The 23,379-nt window shown below is 68.3% G+C and carries 16 protein-coding genes; 4 read left to right on the forward strand and 12 right to left on the reverse strand.

What is annotated here, in order from left to right:
• Window positions 1–29 precede the first annotated feature (29 nt).
• The 8 genes from PV679_RS13915 to oxc form a co-directional block, all read right to left on the reverse strand.
• The gene (locus PV679_RS13915) at window positions 30–2,468 is read right to left on the reverse strand and encodes a galactose oxidase-like domain-containing protein (RefSeq protein ID WP_319680499.1); all 2,439 of its coding nucleotides are present in this window, start codon (window positions 2,466–2,468) and stop codon (window positions 30–32) included.
• Window positions 2,465–3,712, reverse strand: coding sequence for a glycosyltransferase (locus tag PV679_RS13920; protein WP_319680500.1), 1,248 nt, complete (start codon window positions 3,710–3,712; stop codon window positions 2,465–2,467). The genes PV679_RS13915 and PV679_RS13920 overlap by 4 nt, the downstream gene beginning before the upstream one ends.
• The gene (locus tag PV679_RS13925) at window positions 3,709–5,355 is read right to left on the reverse strand and encodes an ArnT family glycosyltransferase (RefSeq protein WP_319680501.1); all 1,647 of its coding nucleotides are present in this window, start codon (window positions 5,353–5,355) and stop codon (window positions 3,709–3,711) included. The genes PV679_RS13920 and PV679_RS13925 overlap by 4 nt, the downstream gene beginning before the upstream one ends.
• A complete protein-coding gene (locus tag PV679_RS13930) occupies window positions 5,352–6,608 on the reverse strand; it encodes a glycosyltransferase (RefSeq protein WP_319680502.1) in 1,257 nt (418 codons plus the stop codon). Before PV679_RS13930 ends, PV679_RS13925 begins: the two co-directional genes overlap by 4 nt.
• A gap of 202 nt (window positions 6,609–6,810) precedes the next feature.
• Window positions 6,811–8,844, reverse strand: a complete 2,034-nt coding sequence (locus PV679_RS13935; protein WP_319680503.1) for a thioredoxin domain-containing protein — start codon at window positions 8,842–8,844, stop codon at window positions 6,811–6,813.
• 203 nt (window positions 8,845–9,047) lie between these two features.
• A complete protein-coding gene (locus tag PV679_RS13940) occupies window positions 9,048–10,637 on the reverse strand; it encodes an AMP-binding protein (protein ID WP_319680504.1) in 1,590 nt (529 codons plus the stop codon).
• Window positions 10,638–10,645: 8 nt separating this feature from the next.
• Window positions 10,646–11,860 (reverse strand): CaiB/BaiF CoA transferase family protein, encoded by a 1,215-nt coding sequence (locus PV679_RS13945; RefSeq protein ID WP_319680505.1) that lies wholly within the window; start codon window positions 11,858–11,860, stop codon window positions 10,646–10,648.
• A 26-nt stretch (window positions 11,861–11,886) separates the two neighbouring features.
• Window positions 11,887–13,614, reverse strand: a complete 1,728-nt coding sequence (gene oxc, locus PV679_RS13950; RefSeq protein ID WP_319680506.1) for an oxalyl-CoA decarboxylase — start codon at window positions 13,612–13,614, stop codon at window positions 11,887–11,889.
• A 402-nt stretch (window positions 13,615–14,016) separates the two neighbouring features.
• Here oxc and PV679_RS13955 point away from each other — a divergent pair, with 402 nt between their 5' ends.
• Both PV679_RS13955 and PV679_RS13960 read left to right on the forward strand, forming a co-directional pair.
• Window positions 14,017–14,397: a YciI family protein gene (locus PV679_RS13955; protein WP_319680507.1), complete on the forward strand. Its 381-nt coding sequence runs from the start codon at window positions 14,017–14,019 to the stop codon at window positions 14,395–14,397.
• Between the two features lie 69 nt (window positions 14,398–14,466).
• Window positions 14,467–15,060, forward strand: a complete 594-nt coding sequence (locus PV679_RS13960) for a DoxX family protein (protein WP_319680508.1) — start codon at window positions 14,467–14,469, stop codon at window positions 15,058–15,060.
• Between the two features lie 292 nt (window positions 15,061–15,352).
• On the opposite strand, the gene PV679_RS13965 is transcribed toward PV679_RS13960, so the two are convergent.
• The 4 genes from PV679_RS13965 to PV679_RS13980 all read right to left on the reverse strand — a co-directional run bounded on the left by PV679_RS13965 (window position 15,353) and on the right by PV679_RS13980 (window position 19,710).
• Window positions 15,353–16,354, reverse strand: a complete 1,002-nt coding sequence (locus tag PV679_RS13965; protein WP_319680509.1) for an alpha/beta fold hydrolase — start codon at window positions 16,352–16,354, stop codon at window positions 15,353–15,355.
• 19 nt (window positions 16,355–16,373) lie between these two features.
• Window positions 16,374–17,327: a hypothetical protein gene (locus PV679_RS13970; protein WP_319680510.1), complete on the reverse strand. Its 954-nt coding sequence runs from the start codon at window positions 17,325–17,327 to the stop codon at window positions 16,374–16,376.
• Between the two features lie 49 nt (window positions 17,328–17,376).
• Window positions 17,377–18,411 carry a cupin domain-containing protein gene (locus PV679_RS13975; RefSeq protein ID WP_319680511.1) on the reverse strand — a complete coding sequence of 345 codons (1,035 nt, stop codon included), beginning with the start codon at window positions 18,409–18,411 and terminating at the stop codon, window positions 17,377–17,379.
• A 738-nt stretch (window positions 18,412–19,149) separates the two neighbouring features.
• The gene (locus tag PV679_RS13980; protein WP_319680512.1) at window positions 19,150–19,710 is read right to left on the reverse strand and encodes a DUF308 domain-containing protein; all 561 of its coding nucleotides are present in this window, start codon (window positions 19,708–19,710) and stop codon (window positions 19,150–19,152) included.
• Window positions 19,711–19,859: 149 nt separating this feature from the next.
• On the opposite strand from PV679_RS13980, the gene PV679_RS13985 reads away from it, so the two are divergent.
• Window positions 19,860–20,495, forward strand: coding sequence for a TetR/AcrR family transcriptional regulator (locus PV679_RS13985; RefSeq protein ID WP_319680513.1), 636 nt, complete (start codon window positions 19,860–19,862; stop codon window positions 20,493–20,495).
• 541 nt (window positions 20,496–21,036) lie between these two features.
• On the forward strand, window positions 21,037–23,292 hold the full coding sequence (locus PV679_RS13990; protein ID WP_319680514.1) for a TOMM precursor leader peptide-binding protein: 2,256 nt from the start codon (window positions 21,037–21,039) through the stop codon (window positions 23,290–23,292).
• Window positions 23,293–23,379: the final 87 nt, after the last annotated feature.

A 23,379-nucleotide genomic window follows, 5' to 3' on the forward strand; every position in this document is an offset into this window, starting at 1 on the left:
CGCGCACCTCACGGCCGCCATGACCGCGCTCAGCCGCTGCCTCGTTTCAGGTCTCCTTTTCCGCAGGCCACACCGTCCCGGTCGGGATCGAGCCGCAGCGGGTCGTCCTTGCCGTTGACCTTCAGCCGGCCGTAGGCGTTCGCCGCGAGCCAGTCGCAGCGCGCCTTGGCCGTCGCCTTCACCATCTCCGGGAAGGCCGTGGGAACACAGACGTTCGCCGAGCCGTAGTGCCGGTCGCAGCCCGCGACCCGCGGGCTCACCGGCGCCGAAGTCCGCTGCTGCCGCGGCTTCTTGGCGGCCCGCGTCAGATCTCCCGCGAAGTCGTGGACATGCGCGGACACCGCCGAATCCTTCGCGAGCGCCGTCGGACCGCTCAGCCGCACCCACTCGGCCACCGACGGCACGCCATTGGCGTCGACCGCGAACAGCATGTACCAGCCGGGCGGCGCCAGATTCGGATTGCTCGTCACATTGAGATCGATGGTGTTTCCGTCCACCGAGAGCGGCAGATCCACGAACCGCTGGTTCGGGTCGGAGGAATGGGTCACGGCGGCCGGCCGGATCAGCTCCGCCTTGGCGATGGGCCGGTCGACCGTGATCCGCTGCGTATCGCCGTACAGCCACTGGTTGTCGATCACCGAAGTGATCTTCGGCCGGGGGCCCTTGAGCAGATAGGGCGGTGTGTAGAGCGACACATCGTGATTCCAGGAGCCATTGCCCGGGTTGTCGCCCGTCGTCATCACCCGGCCGTCCGGCAGCAGGAACGCCGACGAGTGGTAGCCGCGCGACTCGGTGTCCACCGCCACCGGATCGAAGGTGTCCGTCACCGGATCGAACAGCGAGGACTCATAGACCGGATTGGCACGGTTGTGCAGCGCGCCGCCGGTCTCCAGCACCTTGCCGTCCGGCAGCAGCACCGCCGAGCCGTACATCTTGCCCTGCTCTCCCGTCTCCGGCCGCGGACCGTCGCCGAGATCCACCGTGCCCTGCGGCAGCGGCGGACCCGGTGTGTAGCTCGGGTCGGGCTCCTTGAGGTCGATCAGATCGGTGAGCCGGTTCGCCTCCGGGTTGGAGTCGATATTGCCGCCGCCGATGGTCAGCACCCGCTGGTCCTGCGCGGGCGGCAGCAGCACACTCGCCGACTGGTCGCGCTCGTCCTTGTTCCGCAGTCCCGGAATCTCGGTGACGGTATTGGCCTCGTAGTCGTAGACCGCCGAGCCGCTGCCCGGTGTGCCGTTGCCGAAGACATGGCTGCCCGAGTAGAAGAGGCGCCCGTCCTGCATCAGGATCATCGACGGATACAGGCCCCAGTACGACCAGGTCTGGTTGACCTGCGTCATCGGCAGCCACCTGTTCTGCGCGGCCGACCAGCGCTCGGCGGTCACCGAACCGCTGGAGTCCTCGCGCAGCCCGCCGAAGGACATCACATCGCCGTTGCCCATGATCGTGGCCGACGGATACCAGTGGCCGTCGTTCATGTCATTGGTTTTGGTGTAGGTCTCGGTGTCCGGGTCGAAGATGTACGAGTCCTTGTAGCCCTGGTAGCCGATCGTGCCGTCCGCCGACGGATAGCCCTTGTTGCCGCTCATCACCAGCACCCGGCCGTCGTCGAGCTGGACATGTCCGGAGCAGAACATGTCGTCGGGCGTGGGGATCGTGCGGTACGAGCCGTCCTCCGGGTCGTACACCGCGGAGGTGAACGTACCGGCCTCGAACATCTCCGGATCGTTGCCCGAGCCGGCGATCAGCAGCACCTTGCCGTTGTGGAGCACCACCGAGTGCATCGAACGCACCGGATTCTCCGTCGGCAGCACCTGCCATCGTCCGTCGGCGCACTCCTGCGGCGTGCCGGTGCACTCCGGTTCGGCCGGCGGCGGCGCGACCTCCTCCATGGTGTAGTCGTCGGTGGTCACACTGCCCGTGCCGTACACGGAGACGCCCCAGGTGATCCGGTCGGTGCCGGGCGGGACGACCGGAGTACGGACCTCGGCCCGCTGGTAACCGGCGCTCAGGTCAAGGGTCTTGAGGTCGGTCCAGTACTGCCAGCCCGCTGTCGTGTCATGCCGGAAGAGCGTGACCGACGCGTCCGGAGTCGTCGACCTGTACCAGAGGGACAGGTCGTACTGCCGCTCCGGCAGCACATCCGGCGCGCACTCCACGGACTCCGTGATCAGCGCCTTGCGGTCCCCTTCGGCCCGACGGGTCAGCTCGACCTTGAGCGCCTTGGTGCCGGAGTGAGCGCCGGTGACGGTGGTGAAGGTGAAGTCGTTGTCGCCCCAGCCGGACCGCTCCCAGCAGTACGGCATTCCGTCCGTGCCCGCCGTCTCGAAGCCCGGGTTCTTCACCAGATTGGCGCCCGCGGCGGCCGGGCCCTGCGCGCTGAGCAGCAGCCCGCCGGTCAGCGCGGCGACGGCAAGCAGCGCGGTACGGCGCCGGCGCCCGGCCGGCGTTCTCCGGAAAGGTCTCATCGGCTGACCCTCTCGGTCCCTCCGCCGGCCACCCGGCGCTCCGCGAGGACGACGGCACGCGCCCGCGAGCGGTCCTCCCGCCGCCTCCGCTTCGGCAGATACACCAGCGCCTCCGTCCCGGCGAACCGCAGCACGAACGTCGCCAGCAGCGCCATCGCCGTCGCGGGCAGCACACCCGTCCCGAAGCGCGACACGAACAGCGCGATGAGCGGGATACGCAGCAGCAGATCGGCGTTGGCGAGCAGCGCGAAACGGCCCACCCGGTCCGCCCAGTGGCGGTGCGCCCGTCTGCTGCGGAAGAGCAGCGTCTCGATCAGCACGAAGTTCCACGCCACGCCGAACTGGTTGGCCAGCACCTCGGCCGGCAGATAATGCAGCCCCGCCGCCGTCAGCCCGGACAGCGCCAGCAGATTCGGTACGAAACCACTGAGCCCGATCAGCCCGAACACGATCATCCGCGCGAGCGGCGCGGCCGTGCGCAGCTCCACGAGATGGCGCAGAAACCGCAGGCCCTCCTTGGCCGTCGACTTGGACTCACCGGCGAACCGGTCACGGAAGACGAACGGCACTTCGGCCGGCTGCTCGGGCCGGCAGCGCACCGCCAGCTCCAGCAGGATCTTGTAGCCGAGCGGACGCAGCGCCTCCGAGGTGACGGCGGAGCGCCGGATCGCGAAGAAGCCGCTCATCGGGTCGCTGATGCCGCGCAGCCGGCCCGGGAAGACGCCCTTGGTGAGCCAGGTGGCGGCGCGCGAGACGGCGACGCGATAGCCGCCGGCGAGCCCTGCGCGGCTGCCGCCGTCGATATAACGGCTCGCGACAACGAGATCCGCGGACTCCCGCTCGCCCGCCGCGACCAGGTCGGGCACGAGCGCGGGCGGATGCTGGAGATCGCCGTCCATGACGACGACCCAGTCCGAGCCGGCCGCCTTGAGACCCTCGACGACGGCGCCGCCGAGGCCGCCTTCCGGTGTGTCCCGGTGGATCACACCGACCGGGAACGGGCAGTCCTGCGCGGCGGCCGCGATCACCTCGGGTGTGTCGTCCGTCGAGTCGTCGACGAAGAGCACCTCACAGGGCAGCCTGGCCGGTACGGCGTCGGTGAGCTGCCGCAGCAACTCCCTGATGTTTCCCGACTCGTTGAACGTCGGGATGATGACCGTGACGGCTCCCGGCTCGGCCACGGCCGTCGCCTCCAGCTCCGGATCGCCGAGTTCCCCGGCGCCGGTGGGCGGAAGAATGCTCATCGCTCGGCTCCCACGATCTGCCGGATCTCGATCCGGTCCTCGCCGACGCCGAAGACGGCGACAGCGGTCGAGTGGTTGAGCGCGTCCCGCACATTGGGCAGGTCACGCGCGTCGCGCCGTACGGTCGGGGAGGCGACCACATAGTCCAGATCGCGCCAGGCCCGCGGCATCGTCTCCGTCACGGCCGGGTCGAGGTCGGCCTTGTAGAACCAGATCGCGCCAAGTCCCGGTTCGTACCCGGCGTGCACCAGGTCGAGCCAGAGCGCGTCGTCGACCAGCACCCGGGCCCGGGACGGGTCGCGCACCTCGTTCGCCATCCATGAGGCCGCCGCCCGGTAAGGCGCGTTGGCGTCGGTGGTCAGCGCGGTGCGGTTGCCGTCGTACCAGCGCGGTGCCACGTAGACGACCGCGGTGGCGGCCAGCGCCACCAGGGCCGTCCAGCGCACGGTCGTCAGCACCCGGCCCTCGCGCGGGCCGCGCCGTCTGCGCAGCACCGCGTGGACGACGCTCGCCGCGCCGCCCGCCAGCACCAGCGCCAGGAACGGCAGCCCCTGGATGACATACATGGCCGGCAGATAGCCGGACGGACGCATCGCGACCGCGGTGAGGATCACCACGGCCAGCGCGGGACCGGCCAGCGCCCGCGCCGTGACCGACCAGCGCCAGGTCAGCATCAGCAGGACGGCGCCGGCGATGCCGCCCAGCGGGAGCACCCGGTCGTAGTACAGCCAGGACTGGAGGACACCGTACGAGCCGCTGCCGGGATCGAGTACGAAACCGGAGCCCGGCCGGCTCATCTGGTAGATGATGCCGTCCCAGAGCGAGACATGCCCGGCGCCCGGCAGCAGCTCTCCTTTGAGCAGGGCGAAGAGCGGATAGAACAGACCGATCAGCGCGCACGCGGTGATCGCTCCGGTGAGCGCGAACTTACGGGTGTCACGATGGCCGAACCGCCACATCGTCACCAGCAGCGCCGGCAGGACGACGAGCATGGTCTCCTTGGTGAGCACCGCGGCGGCGGCCGCCAGCCCGGCCGCGAAGTGGTGCCAGAGATGGCGGTTGGGCGAGGCCGCGAAGCAGAACGCCAGCAGCATCCACATCACGGCGATGTTGTCGAGGAAGATCTCCCGCTGGAGCACCACGGACAGCGGCGAGAGTCCGAAGAGGACCATCGCCAGACCCGCCGCCCAGCGCGGCAGCCACAGCCGCCGCGCCAGCACATAGAGGAGCACCGCGCTGGCCGCGCTGACCAGCAGCATCGAGAAGCGCATCGGCGCGACCGTCATCGACTCGGGCGAGAAGAGCGACGGCAGCCAGGTCAGAAAGGCTATCTGGATCCAGCCGAGCGGCGGATGGTCGTACCAGTACGTGTAGTGGGCCAGGCCCTTGCCCTGCTGCACCGCCCAGGCCTGTGCGAGATAGGTGCCCTCGTCGTCGCTGAGCGACGGATAGTGCTGGATGTTCCAGCCCTGGACCAGCAGAATCGCGACGAGGAGCACACCGCACAGCGCCAGATCGGCGCGTGAGCTCCGGAACCGCACCACCGGCCGGACCGTCAGATGCCTGCCGCTCGGGACACGGCTGTGCCGCGCGGTGACGGCCGCTTTCTGCTCCGTCGTCACCGCGGGAAGGGTGGAAGTCACGCGTGGACGTCCTCTCGGATGAGATGCGCGCCGACATGACTGGTCAGCTCCCAGTCGCCGTGTCCCCGCTGCTCGCGCCAGACCGCGCGGATCGCCGCGCCGGCCAGCAGGAGCTGGTAGAAGGGGCCGCCGACAATGAGCTTGAGGTAGTGCACCAGACGGACCCGGAGCCCGTACTGCTTACCGAAGTCATGGAGCCCGACGATCTCGAAGACAAAGGTGACCATGGCGGTGACCAGCGGCAGGAAGGTCACGAACGCGATCGTCACCGGTACGTCGAGGAGGAGCGCGATGCCCACGTTGAGCGGGATGATCAGTCCGGTGAAAGCCTGGAAGAACGGAGTCATCAGCGTGTAGCGGGCGAGCATCCGCTGTCCGCTCGTGGGCAGTTGCTTCCAGTCCTTCTTGCGGTAGACCTGCAGGAAGCCCTGGTTCCACCGGGTGCGCTGCTTCAGCAGCGACATCAGCGAGCCCGGCGTCTCCTCGCGCGTCACCATGGCGGAGTCGTAGGCGACGACGACCTTCTTGCCGATGCTGGAGAGCCGTACGCCCAGATCGCAGTCCTCGGCCAGGCAGTTCTGGTCCCAGCCGCCGGCCGCGCGCAGCACGTCGGTCCGTACGAACACGGTGTTGCCGCCGAGCGGGATGAAGCCCTTCTGCGCGTGCAGATGCAGCCGGCTGCGGAACCAGAAGAAGTACTCCAGGCAGTTGCGCAGGCTGTACCAGCTCGAATGGAAGTTGATGAGCTGGACCCCGCCCTGGACGACATCGGCGCCGGTGGAGCGGAAGGCGTGGTCGACATGGGTCAGCAGCTCGGGATGGACCTGGTCCTCGGCGTCGAAGACGCCCACCACCTCGCCCGTGCAGTGCGGCAGCGCGGTGTTGAGCGCCTTCGGCTTGTTCTTCGCCTCGTGGGTGTCGACGACGACCCTGACCCTGCCCGGGTCGCGGGCCGCGGCCCGCTCGGCCACCGCCGCCGTCTCCGGGTCGTCGTGGCCGACGATGATGATGATCTCGAAGTCGCTGTGGCTGGACTCCAGTAACCGTTCGACGGTGTGCTCCAGCACGGCCTGTTCGTGCCGGGCGGGCAGGAGCAGCGAGAACGATCCCTCTCTGCCGCCGTCAGGACGGTCGAATCTGGTCGCGGCCAGCGTTTCAGGCGTACGCCAGGCGTGCATCTGCCACCAGAGCGTGAACGCGGCCATCCAGAAAAGTGCCAGTGAAACGGCAGCGATGAACACGGACGTGAACACACGGCCCCCCTCGGCCAGGATGAACCGCGGCAGGCCCCCCTGGCCGCCGGCTCACCCGTCATCCCCCCGTGCGCATGTCCCCCATGCGCACCTGTTGTGTCTCTTGTGAAGACAATAGGGGGGACCTGTGACGGTCGGGGGGCCGATTTGGTGAATACCGCGTTTCAGGCCGATTCACGGCGGGTCAGAAACCGGCCACGCACTACTCAAATACCGCCAACTCGCCCTTGAGCACGTCCACTTCGGTCGTCGGCGCCGCGCACACGAACCGCCGGCAGACATAGGCGGCGGCCCGTCCGCCGACCAGCGGACGATCCGTCAGCAACGGAAACTCACCGCTCCCGGCCGCGCCGGCCGCGACCACCGCGCCGGGAACCGTGGCCAGCAGCGCCGTACGGTGCAGCGCCGCGGTCCCCGACCCGTCCGCCGGTCCGACGACGGCGATCTCACGCGGCCCGTCCAGCAGAGCCTCCGCGACCGCGAGGCCCCAGCCGATGAACCGCGGAGCCCGCGGCCCCAGCGCCTTCACCACGCCCAACGCCTCCTCGGCGGCGCTCCGGTGCCTCTCCGAGCCGGTGTGCGCGGCATACGAGAGCAGCGCTCCGGCGGCGGCCGTCCAGCCGGAAGGAGTGGCGTTGTCCGTCGGATCCTGGGGCCTGCGGATCAACCGCTCGGCGTCATCGGCGGTGTCGTACAGCGCGCCGTCCTCCGCCACGAACCGGTCGAGCACAATGTCCAGCAGCAGCCCGGCGAATTCCAGCCACGCTCCTTCACCAGTGACCCCGGCGAGCACCAGGAAACCTTCCGCCACATCGCCGTAGTCCTCCAGCACTCCGGCGTTGGCTCCGGTCCGGCCGTCCTTGGAGGTACGGGCCAGCCGCGCCCTGTCGTCCAGGTGCGCGCGCACCAGCAGATCGGCGGCCTCCGTCGCCCGCTCCACCAGATCCGGCCGGTCGAAGAACGCTCCGGTCTCGGCCAGCGCGGCGACGGCCAGACCGTTCCAGGCGGCCACGATCTTGTCGTCCCGGCCGGGCCGTGCCCGCTCCGCACGCGCGGCGAGCAGCCGCTCCCGTACCGACTCGACCCGCGCGGCGTCCACCACCCCGCCGTCCCGTGGGAGTTGAAGCACCGAGGCGCCCTCCTCGAAGGTCCCTTCCTCGGTCACGCCGAAGTACCGCGCGGCGAACTCCGCGTCGGACTCGCCCAGCACCGCGCGAAGCTGCTCCGGCGTCCATACGTAGAACGCGCCCTCCACCTGCTTCCCGCCGCCGTCGTCGCTGTCCGCGTCCAGCGCGGAGGCGAACCCGCCCTCGGCCGTGCGCAGTTCACGCACCATGAAGTCGGCGGTCTCCACGGCGACCCGCCGGGCCAGACCGGATCCGGTGGCCCGCCACAGGTGGGCGTACACCCGGCACAGCAGCGCGTTGTCGTAGAGCATCTTCTCGAAATGCGGCACGGTCCACTCGCGGTCCACCGCATAGCGGGCGAAGCCGCCGCCGAGCTGGTCGTAGATCCCGCCCCGGGCCATCGCCTCACAGGTGTCGGCCGCCATCTGGAGCGCGCCCTCGGAACCGGTGCGGGCGTGATGGCGCAGCAGGAACTCCAGCACCATCGACGGCGGGAACTTCGGCGCGCCGCCGAAGCCGCCATGCTGTGCGTCGTACTCCCGGGTCAGTCCCAGGAGCGCCTGCGCCAGCTCTTCCTCCCGGGGCGCCCCGTCACCGCTCCGCGCCAGCGACCGCCCGGCCAGATCCCGGACGATCCGCCCGGCCACCTCGGCGACCTCGCCGCGCCGGTCGGTCCAGGCGGCGGACACGCCGCGCAGCACCTGCGGGAAGGACGCCATGCCGTGGCGTGGCTCGGGCGGGAAGTACGTACCGAAGTAGAACGGCTCACCGTCCGGGTTCATGAAGACGGACATGGGCCAGCCGCCTTGCCCGGTCGCCGCCTGCACGGCCTCCATGTAGACGGCGTCCACATCGGGCCGCTCCTCGCGGTCCACCTTGACGGACACAAAGTGCTCGTTCATGTACGCAGCGGTGTCGTCGTCCTCGAACGACTCATGTGCCATGACGTGACACCAGTGACACGCCGAGTAGCCGACCGACAGCAGAACGGGCACATCACGCCGCCGCGCTTCCTCGAAAGCCTCCGGCCCCCACGGCCACCAGTCGACGGGGTTGTCCGCATGCTGGAGGAGGTACGGGGATGTGGCCTGCGCAAGTCGGTTCGACATACCCCCATCCTTGCGCACCCGGCCTCCGCCTCGCCCATGCGCCACAGGGGCAGCGCACGGAGCGGAGTAGGCCCGGCTCAACCAGGAACGCGAACCGCCGGTCACCCTCGCGGAGGACGCGCTGATGCTCCATGCGCACGGCCACCGCATCGGCCACGTCGTCCACCTCCCACGTCAGTGCACCGGCCATTCGGAGAGCCTGATCACCGCGGCACCGATCCCTCGTCGCTTGTCGCTCTGGACACGAGCGCGCGGCGATCAGCGGTTCCCTTCGCCGTCAAGGGCATCCTCGGCACGATCATGATCCGGTCGGGAACCAGGATGCCGCTCCCGTGCTCTCCGCAGAACGCCCTCAGCGCATCCGGGGTGGCAGTTGATCCACCCGCCAGTGTGACCGCGGCCGCGACGCGCTCACCGTACAGCGGATCGGGAATTCCGAACGCCACCGCCTCGACTACCTGAGGGTGCTGCGCGAGAACGGATTCCACGGATTCCGGAGAGATCTTTTCACCGCCCCGATTGATCAGTTCCTTGATCCGGCCGGTGAGATGGAGCGCGCCGTCGGCGTCGACGCGGCCCAGGTCTCCTGTACGGAATCGCCCGCCGGCGAGAGCCGGGTCGGCCGAATCATCGCCGAGATATCCGGGCATAACCGACGGTCCGTGAACGACGATCTCTCCCTCTTCTCCGATGGGGACGGGAGAACCGTCCGAGGCGATGATGCCGACCTCGACACCGGTCGGCACACCGACGTATCCCTCGTCGGAGCTGACCAGGTGGTTCAACTGCGCGGACGCGGTCTGGTGGGCTGTTTCGGTCATCCCGTAGGCGCGCACCACGGGTGCGTGGAAGGTTGACGTGAGTTTTCGAGCGGTGGCGGCGGACAAGGGAGCGCTGCAGCTCCGGATGAAACGCAACGGCGCTTTGCCCGGTCCCGGATACTCCGACGACGCACGCAGCAGGAGGATCTGATGGATCGAGGGGACCGCTGTGTACCAGGTGGCTCCGAGGTCTGTCATCTCCGGCCAGAAGGAGTGGGCGCTGAAGCGCCCCGAGGAAGGCAGTGCGACGCGTCCTCCCGATGCGAGAGTGGCCAGGAGACCTCCCATCAGACCGTGTCCGTGGAACAGCGGCATGGCGAGCAACGTCGCGTCCGACGGCCCGAGCCCAAGGCTGGAGATAAGTCCCCCGACCGACGAGCCAAGGTTGGTGCCGGTAAGAGGAACCGCCTTGGGGCGGCCTGTCGACCCTGCGGTGAACAGGATCAGTTCGCACCCCGGAGGCAGAGCCGGACTTCCCTGGCCGCAGTCGGCCAACGAAGTGTGCGAATCCATGGTGAGGGTGAGGGCCAGGCCGTGGGAGTCACGATGTGCTCGCACAGGAAACGCGGGTACGGGCCAGATGCCGTTCTCGGACGGCGTCGTTGTGAGCACCGCCCGGGCACCTACGGCCTGGAGGCGTGCGCGTACTTCTCCCGGCGCCACCCGAGGATCGATCAAGGCTGCGGCGGCGCCGAGCGATGACAACCCGAACAAGGAAAGGACAAACTCAAGGCGATTGTCGGACAGCAGCCCGATGGTGTCGCCCGGTCGGACACCTGCTCCCCGCGCGTGCCTCGCGAAGTCGGCGGATGCCTCCTTCAGCTCGGTGTAGGTGACACCCGTGTTTCCGGCCGCCTCATGAATGGCGGTGCGCGCGCCGTGTGAGTCTGCGGCGGCCGAAAGCATCGTGAAGAGCCACGGCCGGCCGGCGACTGTGCGGCCCGTACGGGAGATCTCGCCGGTGGGTGGCATCGACCGCTTTACTTCTGCTCTTGGAATTCGGCGCGGATGGCGGCGCCGTGCTCGTCGAGACCGGGCGAGGGCAGCATCGTGCCCAGGGAGTTGTACCGTCCGTACTTCATGGGGCTGCCGGGCACGTCGTAGCCCCCGATGTCTTTCACCATGGCCCGGGCCTTGATCTGGGGAAGTCTGCGCGTGTCGTCCACATTGAGGACCACACCAACCGGAATACCGGCTTGTTCGAGCTTCTCGCGCCATACCGCGGCCGTGTCGCCGCCGAGCACATCCTCCATTTCCTGCTTCAGCGGTGCCCAGTTGTCGGACCTCTTCACGTTCGTGTTGAAGCGGCTGTCCGTCGCCAGTTGGGGTTTGCCGAGCGCTTCGGCCAGGATGCCGAACAGGTGGTCGTTCCCGACGGTGATGGCGAGTGGCTGGTCCTGGCAGGCGAAGGTGTCGAAGGGATACATGAAGGGGTGCCGGTTCCCGAGGCGTTGGGGCCGTACGCGTGGGCCGAGTGCGTCCATGAGACCGTGCTCAAGGAGGGCGAACGTCGAATCGAGCATGGCGATGTCGACGGTACTCCCCATTCCGGTGTTCTCCCGGGCGAGCAGTGCGGTCACGATGCCGCAATATCCGTAGATACCCGCGGCGATGTCCGAGAGGGACGTGCCGACACGGGTGGGCCCGCCGTCCGGTGTACCGGTGGCGTCCATGATCCCGGACAGGGCCTGGATGATCGTGTCGTACGCGGCTTGGTCGTGCATGGGTCCGTACTGGCCGAAGCCGGAGATCGAACACACCACAAGGCGCGGGAACTCCTTGACCAGTTCTTCGGGGTCCATGCCCAGTTTGGCCATGACACCGGGCCGGAAGTTTTCCACGACCACGTCCACCTTGCCGAGCATCCGCCTGACGAGTGCCATGTCCTCGGGATTCTTGAGGTCGATGGCGATGGACTGCTTGCCGAGGTTCGCGAAGCGGTAGTACTCGCTGCTTCCGTCTTTGAGGAACGGTCCCATTTTACGGGTGTCATCGCCCATGCCCGGCCGTTCGACCTTGATGACCCGGGCTCCACCGTCAGCGAGCATGCGCGAACAGGTCGGCCCCGCCAGCACATGTGTGAAGTCGAGTACAGTGATTCCCGCGAGCGGATAAGGTTTCTCGGGATCGAGATGTCCGGCGCTCTGTGCGTCCGTTCTCGCCCGGTCTTTTGCTGCGCGTGCGGTGACCGTCATTGAGGCCGTCCCCTTGTCATACTCGGTTACGCTGTCTGCTTCGTCTTCGGTGTTGTTTCCGGTAGCGAACTCTGCGGGTTGAGGTTCTGCAGATGTCCGCTTTCCGTGCCCAGTGCGGGATCGATGACACAGTTGATGACCGCCGGCTTCTTCGATGCCATGGCCTGGCGCAGCGCGGAGTCGAGTTCTTCGGGTGTGGTGGCGTTGTGGCCGGCGGCACCGAAAGCCTCGGCGATCCTGTCGTAGCGTGCGTCGTGCATGAGGACGGTCGGTGCCGGATCGGCGGACTCGGTGTTCACAGCGTCGCCCTTGTAGACGCCACCGTTGTTGAACACGAGGGTCACCACGGGGAGTTTGTAGCGGCAGACCGTCTCGACCTCCATGCCGCTGAACCCGAAAGCACTGTCGCCCGTAACGACGATCACGGGATCGCCTGTCTCCACGGCTGCCGCGATCGCGTAGCCCATGCCGATCCCCATGACACCCCACGTACCGGTATCGAGGCGGTGCCGCGGTCTGTGGATGTCGATGATGTCCCGGCCGAAGTCGAGCGTATTGGCACCCTCATTGACCAGATATGTTTCCGGGTGGTCCGCGATGACCTCTTTGATCACCCGGAGCGCGCCATAGAACCCCATCGGCGCATGGGGTGCGGCGAGACGGGCGGCCATCTTCTCGACGTTCTTTGCCTTATGGCCCTCGATCTCATCGATCCATTCCTTGGGCGCCTGGACCGGATATTCCTCAAGTCTTTTCACCAGCACGTCGAAGACGGACCGGATGTCCCCGAGGATGGGAGCCGCGATGGGGCGGTTGCTGTCGAATTCAGTGGCCGCGACATCGACCTGGATGAATTTCGCGTCCGGGTTCCACAGTGGCGGTTCACCGTGTCTCAGCATCCAGTTGAGCCGTGCACCGACCATGAAAACGACGTCGGCACTGCCGACCGTGAAGGAGCGAGCGGCCGCCGCGGACCGCGGGTGACCGTCCGGCAGCAGCCCCTTCGCCATGGACATGGGAAGGAACGGGATACCGGTCCGTTCGATGAAGGTCCGGATGGACTCGTCCGCCTGCGCGTACGCCGCTCCCTTGCCCAGCACGACGAGCGGCCGCCGGGCACGGCTCAGCAGGTCGAGGGCTCGTCCGACGGAGGCGGAATCCGGCGGCTGGAGCGGCGCCGGATCCACGGGACTGAAGATCGACTCGGCTCCTCTCGCCGCGTCGAGAGTCGCACCGAGGACCGTGGCGGGAATGTCCAGATAGACGCCGCCGGGCCGTCCGGCCACGGCGGCTCTGACGGCGCGCGCGGTGGCCAGTCCGATGTCCTCGGGGCGGTCGACACGGTATGCCGCCTTCGCGAACGGCTTCGCGCTGCTGAACTGGTCGAGTTCTTCGTAGTCGCCCCGCTGGAGATCGACGACGGGCCGTTCGCTGGAACCACTGATCTGGATCATGGGGAAGCAGTTGACCGTCGCCGCCGCGAGAGAGACCAGGCCATTCAGAAAGCCTGGAGCGGAAACAGTGAGACAGACACCTGGACGCCGCGTGAGAAATCCTGCGATGGCCGCGGCGTTTCCGGCCGACGCCTCGTGCCGGAATCCGATGTATCTCATGCCACGGGCCTGCGCCAGACGCGCCACATCCGTGACCGGAATTCCGACCACCCCGTACATGTTCCGCACCCCATTGGCCTGGAGTGCGTCGACAAGCAGATTGAACCCATTGGTCAATCGCCGGGTTGACCGCTCAGACATGTCCGCTCCACCCGTTACCCGCATGTTTGCATGCCACATCAATCACCCAGGAATACGAGCGACTGACTCCAACCCTCGCACCGCGGCGGCGAGCACGCTCAGCGGAAGGGGTCCATCCAGGTTCGTCGGCACGGCGTCTGCCGACGGTCCGCGGGCAGGCCAAAAGGCCGCACGTCCGTCATCGGTGCGGTCGCGGACGCGGCCAGTCCCCGGTATTCGCTCGCTCTGGGGCGGCCGCTTGTGCCGCAGCCGCACTGATCGGCTGGTGGCCGCGTGGCAGAGGCGCATCAGCGCACCGTGTTGCCTCGCCGGCCGATTCATGAGAGCCCTCGTCCTACCGGAGTTCTGTCCTGCTCAACATGCGGACGCGCCGCCGCCACCCTGATCAGAAGGAGCATTCACATGCCCGCGACGGACAAGACCGTGGAGCGACTCCTCACTCCCATGGCCAGGAAGCGGCTGTTCGCGGCGATCAACCGGAAGGTCGCCGAGGACGCTGAGATCACGCCCTACGTCGCGGACCACCTCCGGTACATGATCGATCTGGAGAGGCGCGGGCTGCTGTGGGCGTCGGGTCCGTTTGTGGAACCGGGTGTGCAGGTCGGCGATGGTCTCACCATCCTCAACACCGGCACCGTCGACGAGGCCCGCGAACTGCTCGCCGAGGACCCGCTGTGCCGGCGAGGACTGCGTACCTTCGAGGGGCCGTTCCCCTGGGAGCTGCGTGAGGGGCGTATCCCGCTCTCGCTCGACGCCTCCACTTCTTCCTTCCGCCTGCACTGAGCGCACACGACTTGCGCACTCCGGACCAGGGCCTTGTACTCAATGCGTCGAACGAGAAAGGAAGTGACCATGCGGTATCCGCGTCCCACCACCAGGCAACGCTCTCCGCGTGCGGCGGAGGCCGCCACACGCCCGGGCCCCGGCCGGACCGAAGCCGGTCTGGTCGCTCTCCGTGTCGTCGTGGGAGGGCTCGTCGCCGCCCATGGTGTGCAGAAGATGACGCACAGGCTGGGCGGAGCCGGACTGGCCGCCGGCGCCGAGGAGTTCCGGCGCGACGGTTTCCGTGGCGGCCGGCTCACCGCACTGGCGGCGGGGACCGGTCAGGCGGGCGGGGGCCTGCTGCTCGCGGCCGGGCTCCTGACACCGCTCGCGGTGGGAGCCGTCGCCAGTGTCATGACCGTCGCGGCCACGGTGAAGTACCCGCACGGGCTCTGGGTCCAGGACGACGGGTACGAGTTCCCACTGGTCCTGATCGTGACCGTGGCCGCCGTCGGGCTCAACGGACCGGGTGCCTGGTCACTCGACCGGCTGGCCGGTGTCGACTGGCCCGCGTCCGCCGGCCTCGCCGGCTGCGCGGCAGGCGTACTGGCGGGCCTGGCCACACGCCGGATGCTGTGGCGCGCGAACGGGCACGGGGTACGGGAAGCCACACACGGCCCGTGAGCCGGCCGTCAAAGCTCAAGAACTGCCCGGCAAGCTGCCCGGAGCAACCGCATCTGAAGGCTGAAAGGGTGCGTCTGATCGGGTGACTTCGCCGCAGTCGGCAGAGCCCCGCCGGATGCGCGCCGACTGCTCAGCAACTTCAGCTCGCACCCCGCCTCCGGACACTCATCGCCTGGCGCGCGCGGGTCCCGCGTTTTGCTGCCGTACGGCCGAGGTGTGGGCGGCCCGTTACCCGCGCAGGAACGGCGGGAGGCGGCTCAGTAGAGCGCGGCGCCCCCCGGGGGGGGCGAGATCAACCCCCGGTCTCCGCAAGCAGTTCGGCGAGGTGGTCGCACCACACCTCGGCGACGTGGAGCGTCTGGTGGCCTCGTGTTCGCGGGCCGGCCGGGAGTGTCATCGCCCGTCCGTGGGGAACCGCGGCGATGGCTCTTTCCAGCCCGCCGAGTTCGCCGGGGTTGAGTTCGTCGTCCTCGAAGTTGACGGCCAGCAGCGGTGCCCGTATCGCGGGGAGGCCGGGAGCCGGATCGTAGTCCCTGGACGCGTCGAACTCCCAGACCACGTCGTTGGCGTCCTCGCCCTCCAGGGCCTGCGACTCAATGCCGTCGATCTGCCCGTCGGTGTCCCTGACGGACCGCAGTTCGGTGGCCATGTGCCGTGCGCTGCCGGTCATGAGCCGGAACAGCGCCATCGCGTGACCGACTCCGGCCGGCTGCTTGCTGTAGCGGCCCCCGGCGTATCCGGGATCGGACTCGATCAGACGGATCAGCATCCTCCGCCACAGCAGGTTCCGCCCGGTGATGCGCTCGGGAAGACTGGCAACCGCCATCAACGCCTGCAGGCCCGAATACCGCTGACCCCACAGCCACGTCTGCATACCGCCCATCGAGGTGCCGAGCAGCAGCCGCAGCCGCTCGATGCCGAGCCCTTCGGTGAGCAGCCGATGCTGCCCCTCGACCATGTCGCCGTAGTCGTAGTGCGGGAAATCCGGTCCCAGCCCCTCACTGGGCCGGCTCGACCGGCCGTGACCGATCGCGTCCGGCATGATCAGGAAGAACCTGGTCACGTCGAGGGGCCGGCCGCTCGCGAACAAAAAGTCCGCGATGGACGGCTGCAGGAACTGCCGGCCGGAACCGGTCGTGCCGTGCAACAACATCACGGCGTTGTCGGCGCGCGCGTTCAAGGATCCGAGCGTGCGGTACGCCAGCGTCACATCGAGGCGGTGTCCGTCCTCGAACCGGAAGTCGCTGACGGTGTGGAAGCCTGGCTCGGCTTCGGATTCCCAGTCGGTGGTCATGAGCGGCCTCTGGAAGCCTCTAGAAGTACGAGAGGGTCTCGATGCCGACGCCCGCTTGCACGGTACGCATGACCTCGCCGCGTTCGAGGTTGCACACTGCCAGTGAACCCTCGTTGTGATTCGCGATGAGTACCGTTTCGCCGTCCTCGTGGAAGGCCATGTTCATGGGGCCCTGGCCGAGGTGCAGCAGCGTCTGTGACTTGAGGTCCTCGGAGAAGACCGTGGCCAGCGGCTCCTCGAAGTTGGTGACGACAAGGTACCTGCCGTCGGGGCTGTAGCGCGCGATCTGGGCCGCCTTCCGGTGCCCGTCGAGTGTGATCGTCGAGCGGATCTCGTCCGAGACCGTGTCGACGACGAAGAGCTGCGGCTGCTCCGCGTCGACGAGGATCACCGTCTCCCCGTCCGGGGACATACCGATCCCCGCGCACCCGTTCGGTGCGGGAATCTTCTTGACCACTTGTTTCGTGGCGAGATCGACGACCGACGCGAACGTGTCCTCCTCGTTCTCGGTGTAGAGCTTGCTGTTGTCCGGCAGCACCTCGACGCGGTGTGCCTTGTTGGAGCCCACCTCGATCACGCTCTCGACCGTGCCGCTCTCGGGGTCCATTTCGAGCACCACACCACTGTTCTCGCACACGCAGTACAACTGGCCGTCCGCACCCCAGCGCAGACCATGCGGGGCCAGATGCGGAAACGTGCTGAGGTCACCGACATGCTTCCGTTCCCGCAGGTCGAACTTGGCGACCAGATGGCCCGGATGCGGATTGTCCCCGTGGATACCGGCGCCGTAAATGGGGACATACGCGAAACAGTGATCGGGCGAGACGAGAAGCTCGTGCACCCTCGGCGCGAAACCTTCGAGCGTCAGCTCGACCTCGCAGGTCTCCGGATCGAGGAACAGAATGTGGTTCCCCAGCTTGTCGACAGCCACAAGACCGTCGCTGCCCGTCAAGAAGTTGGCGTCTGTCGTCATCACAACTCTCCTGTTCACACGCACCGGAGCAAGCCCATCGGCAGGGGCCTCAGTCCGGCGCCACCTCATCGATGTCGACTTCGATACCGAACTGACTCCCCGCCGCCCTCAGCCGGTCGAGGTCTCCCTCCGGGTCGCCGCCCGGCCCGGGGGACGGACGGCACGCGGCGCGGTAGTACTCCTCGATCCCTCCCGGCACCGTCAGGTTGAACAACCGGACCGTCTGTCCGCTGTGATTCCGCACCCGGTGACGCACGCCCCAGGGCACGAGCACGGCCGACCCCGCGGAGGCTTCGTACTCCTCCCCGTCGACCAGCACGGCCGCGGTCCCTTCCAGAACGTAGAACGCCTCCTCGTAACGGGCATGACGATGGGCGGGCATCCCGCCGCCCGGCTCAAGCGCGATCTCGGCGACCGTATAGGCACCCGCCGTCGCCAGGCCCGCCACCATGATCGTGTACGTCGCTCCGGCCGCGTACCGGCGCTCTCCCTCACCGGGCAGCACCAGAGTCGGGCCACGCCCCTCACCGATCGGAAGCGGCCTTTCACGCCCGTCGGGGCCGCTCTCCAGATAGGTGACCCCGTATCGCGGGGTCCGGGCGTTGATCTCCTCGACCGGCATCGTCCCGTGCCCACCCGGAGGCTCGTCACCCGGCGCCCCCAGTTCGAGGAAGAAGCCCTCATTGCCGCCCGGCGTGGTGAAAGTGATCAGCTCCGCGTTGTCCTCGCCCATGTTGCGCCACTCATGAGGGATTCCGCGGGGCGCCGCGAAGAACGTACCGTCACCCACGGTGGTGTGGATTCCGCCCGCCTTCAGTTCGAGTCTCCCGTGGAGCAGAAAGAAACCCTCCTCCTCGCGCGAATGCACGTGCCGGGGCGGACCCGTTCCGGGAGGCGGATAATCCAGCCAGAACGCGTACTCACTCCCCGTGTCCTCGCTGACTGCGGCGAAAGTGATCCGGTCATCACCCATCCACCAGATCGAGACGCCCTCGCCCGGCTTCACCAGCTTCCCGCGCCTGAGCAGCGGTGCGTCCCGCTCGATCGGCCTGTTGAGATTCCGGGGTGTTCCGGCCTTGGCCATCACTCAACCTTCCCGCCCAAGGCTCGCGAATCGACCACCACACGGCCCACGACTCCGCGGCCTGCTTTCGTTGGGCCGGCTCTCGCGGCTCGTAAGAGCACACCACTTCAATTTTCGCCCGCCGCGGACCGTTGTCAAAACGTGCGGATTGCACAGATGTTGGCCCGCGTCGTCAGCGGCTGTTCAGAGACAGATGACCATTCGGCCCCGTATCGCCTTCTCCACCGTGAGATACCGGACTCGAAATACGGTGTGAGCGAGTCGAGCCGCGCGCCGGATTCGGCGGCGTCGAAGCTGAGGCTGTTGCAGCCCAGGATCCGTGTTTCGTTGTGGTAGAGGCCGACATACGAGTGCGGTTCCTGAGCACCGGGCCCAAACCGAACTGACGATGCGCATCGGCTGATTTGATCTCCGTTCACAAGCCTTGCCCTCTTGCCCTGCACGGCAGCACCAGGTCAAGCCGGACAACTCACGGATCACCCCCACCGGCCGACGACTTCTCTTGCTCCCACTGTTCTGGATTCCCTGCCGAGGCGGGGGAACCCAGAACAGTGGAAGAAGATCCCGCGTGCTCGACGCTGCCGAACCCAGCACACCGGGGCCTCAGCTCCCACCCGGATCGGGCACGCCGGACAGTGGGCGACCGCTGCTCTCTTGTCCGTGGGCGTGCACAGAGCCCGCCTCTCGGGAGAGTGATTGGTGGGATTGGCCACGGCTGACGGGCTGGACGCGGGTGGGTCATGCCCCGTTGCGGGGGCGGTTCAGTCGGAATGCCGAGACAAGGAAGAAGACGCCGCCGAGGAAGGCGTAGCCGGCGAGGCTTCCCAGCGTGGGGTTGCCGCTGCCGGCCTGTGCGAAGAATGACGCGCCGGCGACCGTGGAGATGGCGCCGCTGATGATCATCGGCCATTGGCCCCCGAGCTGCCGGCGGACGGCGCCCGCGACGAGTTGGACGATGCCCGAGGCGATCGCCCAGGCTCCCCAGACCCGCAGGATGGCCGGGATGCCGGACGTGGCGGCGACAGCCAGGCCGATGGCTGCCAGTGAGCTGATCGCGATGTTCACATAGAGGGCCGGAGCCGTACCGCCGTTCGCCTTGGCGGACCGGACGTCGACGACTGCGGCCGCCACGTCGAACAAGGGGTAGATCACCAGGAGCGCCGCACTCAGCGGACCCAGGGTGTCCGCGGTCGCGAACAGCAGGGCGGCCCACACGGCGGCGAACGCGAAGCGCAGGAAGTACAGCTTGCGCAGAGTCACGGGAACGCTGGAGGAGGCGGTGCTCACAAGAGTGTCCATAGGGGTGCCTTTCAGTGGCGGCGTAGTGATGTCAGTGGCGGCGTGGCCACTGAGGGAGAACGTTCGGTCTCGTATGAGATTCAAGAGGACCGGCACGACCGCTGTCAAGACCGAACGTTCTCCCCCATCGGCTTGGTACACTCGGCCACATGAGCCGGAGCCCAAAAGGGGGCAGCACCTCCGCAGCGCGAGAGCGGCTGCTCAGCACAGCAAGCCGCATCTTCTACGCGGAGGGGATCCACTCCGTCGGCATCGACCGGATCACCACAGAGGCGCAGGTGACCCGGGCCACGCTGTACCGGCACTTCTCGGGCAAGGAAGAACTCGTCCTCGCGTATATCGGCCAGGCCGACCTGGGAATCCGGGAACAGGCCGCCACCGCCCAGGCAGGCAGCGGGTCACCGGCCGACAGGGTCCGGGCCGTCGCCAGGTCCATCGCAGACGGCATACAGTCCCCCGGATTCCGCGGCTGCGCCTTCCTCAACGCGGTGGCCGAATACCCCGATCCCGCCCACCCGGTCCACCAGGCCGTCCTGGCCCACCGGCAATGGTTCCTGGACACCGTCACCAGCCTGCTGGCACAGACCGGCGACGCACCCGCCGACGCGGCCGGCCGGCATCTCGTCATGCTCCGGGACGGCGCCATGGCGGCCGGCTGCCTCTTCGACCCCGGACTGGTCTGCGACACCTTCCTGCAGGGCGTAGAGGGAATCCTGCGGGCGCGCACCGCCCCAGCGCCGACACCGCGCGCGGACATTTCCGACACCGCAGGCGTGGCTCGCTGAACTCTCGCGTCGCTCGATTCCTGATGCTCCTGGAAACATCCCGGGTCAGAGCCAGGAGCAATTAGTTGCATATGGCACGTAAGTAGCGGGCGGGCGGCTTCCCGCCGCCCGACGAGACGGGCCCGAGCGACCTTGACCGGCCCGCCGGGACGCCGCTGGCACGGCCCCCCGCCGTCACAGGTCCGCCGGCGGGCTGAAACTACGCACGGCGGCGGCTATTTGTTCATGCCCGGCCCCACCAAACGCGCTTTCGGGGGCCGTTACCTTGATCACAGCGCTTGGCAGTTTGTCTCGGGGAAGCGGACGGCAATATTCAGCCGTATCCATTTCCCTGACACGGAGGTAAATCATGCAGAACGACATCGAGATCATCGAGGTCACCGAGGAAGAGCTCGCGATCGAGGACCTCGACGGGCGTACCGAGCGCGGTTTCTGTTCGCCCACCTGGTAGAACCGGCGGCCGATCACGGCCACGGCAAGCGTGGGCCCGCAGCCTGTCTGCGGGCCCACCCCGGTTTCCGGCAGAAAGATGCACGTTGTCATGGATGCCCCCATCCTGCGGTTCCCCCGCCACGTCCGCATGGCGACGTACTCCGGGACAGGAGTGCGCCTCGTGTCCCGGGAGCGGCACACCCTCCTGCGCGGTTCGATCGGCGAACGGCTGGCTCCGCTGCTCCGCCGGGGCGCCACCCGTGCGGCTCTGCACGAAGCGCTGGCCACCTCCTTCTCCGCGGCGGCGGTCGACCGGGCCTTGGACCAACTCCTCACCGCGGGACTGGCGGTGGAGCGGGTGGCCGGCCGAGAGGACCACGACAGCGGCCTGTGGGAGCTGGCCGGCCTCGACCCGGAGGCGGTCGGCGACGCCATGCGCAGCCAGGCCGTCCGCCTGATACCCGTCGGCGACCCCGGGCCCGGGACGGCGGCCCTCGAAGAGGCCGCACGGGAGCAGGGTCTTCTCATCGGCACCGGCAGCGGGACGGAGGCGCTCCGTGTCGTGACGGTCGACGACTTCCTCGATCCCCGGCTCACCGCCCTCCACACCGAGGCCCTCGAAGACTCCACCGCGTGGATGGTCGCCAGGCTGACCGGAGCGTCGGCGTGGATCTCGCCCGTCATGGAGGCGAACCTCACCGGCTGTTGGCTCTGCCTGACGCAGCGTCTGAGGAGTCACCGCGAAACCGACTCCCTGCGTGCCGCGGGAGCCACGGAGCAGTATCCGGTACGGGGAAGCGACATCGGATCCGCCACGGCGACCGGTCTGGCCGCGCGGCTTGCGGTCCTTCGCGCCGCCCAGTGGATCGCCGGACTGCGCGAGCGGACGCCGACCCTGCTCAGCTTCGACGCCCTGACACTGGAGACCGGCAGCCATCACGTCACACGCCGCCCGCAGTGCCCCGGCTGCGGCGATCCCGCCATGGTGGCGGCACAGGCCCACCGACCCCTGGAACTGCGCGGCCGCGCCACGGCACCGGACACCGACGGCGGATACCGGGCCAGCGGCCCCGACCACCTGCTGCGCGCCTACGGGCATCTCATCAGCCCCGTCACCGGGGTGGTCACGGGGCTGAGCAGGATGGAGACGCATTCCGACCTGCTGCACGTCTACACCGCCGGGCACAACTTCGCGACGAATCGACCGCGGGACGCCGAGTTCGTACGCCGGGTGCTGCGCACCGAGAGCGCGGGCAAGGGGATGACCGACGTCCAGGCCCGGGCAAGCGCTCTCGGAGAGGCCGTCGAGCGCTACTGCGGCGTCTGGCAGGGAGACGAGGCGCATGTGACAGCGTCCACCCGCTCCCTCGGGGACGACGCGGTACGCCTTGACACCCTGCAGCACTTCAGCGCGCGGCAGTTCAGGGAACGAGAGGACTGGCGCCGGCAGGGCACCGGCTTCAGCTGGGTGCCCGACCCGCTCGACGAGACGCGGGAGGTGTCCTGGACGCCGGTGTGGTCGCTGACCGAGAACCGGCACAAATACGTGCCAAGCTCCTATCTCTACTACCGCTTTCCCGCCGCGCCCGGGCCCGTGCACGCCGTCGCCCACTCCAACGGGACCGCGGCGGGGGCCAGTCTGGAGGACGCGGTCCTCCAGGGCTTCCTCGAACTGGTCGAACGGGACAGCGTCGCCCTGTGGTGGTACAACCGGGTCCGCCGCCCGGCGGTCCGCCTCGACGACACGACCCAGCCCTACCTGGCGCGCTGGCGGGACACATACGCCGCGCGGGACCGGGAGGTGTGGGTCCTCGACCTGACCTCCGATCTGGGCATACCTGTGGCCGCCGCGGTGTCGCGGCGCGTCAAAGGCGGCAGCGAGGACATCCTCTTCGGCTTCGGCGCGCACGTCGACCCGGCCGTGGCGGTCTCCCGGGCTCTGACAGAGATGAACCAGTTCCTGGCCCAGTTGATCGAGTTCCGCTCCGGGCCGCACCAGGCCCAGGGCGGCCCGGACGCGCACTGGTGGCACACCGCGACATTGGAGAACCAGCCCTACCTCGCGCCGGACGGCTGGTCCGACCTGCTGACGGGCCCGCACCGCCGGCCTGCCGGCGGGCACGACCTGTCGGCCGAGCTGGAGCGGGCCCGTGGCCTCGTCGAGGAGAGGGGCATGGAGATGCTGGTACTGGACCAGACGCGTCCCGACATAGCCCTGCCCGTGGTCAGGGTCATGGTGCCCGGACTGCGGAGCTTCTGGCCGCAGTTCGCTCCGGGAAGGCTGTACGACGTCCCCGTCTCGCTGGGATGGGTGACGGCGGAAACCCCGGAGGCCGGACTCAACCCGGTCTCCATGTTCCTGTGACCGAGGCCAGGGTTCGGGCCGCCGCGGAACCGCCCGGCCGATCCGGCGGGTCCGCCGCGCGTTCCCGCGGCTTGCGTACCGGACCCG

This window comes from Streptomyces sp. AK02-01A (genome assembly GCF_033795305.1).
GTDB lineage: Bacteria > Actinomycetota > Actinomycetes > Streptomycetales > Streptomycetaceae > Streptomyces.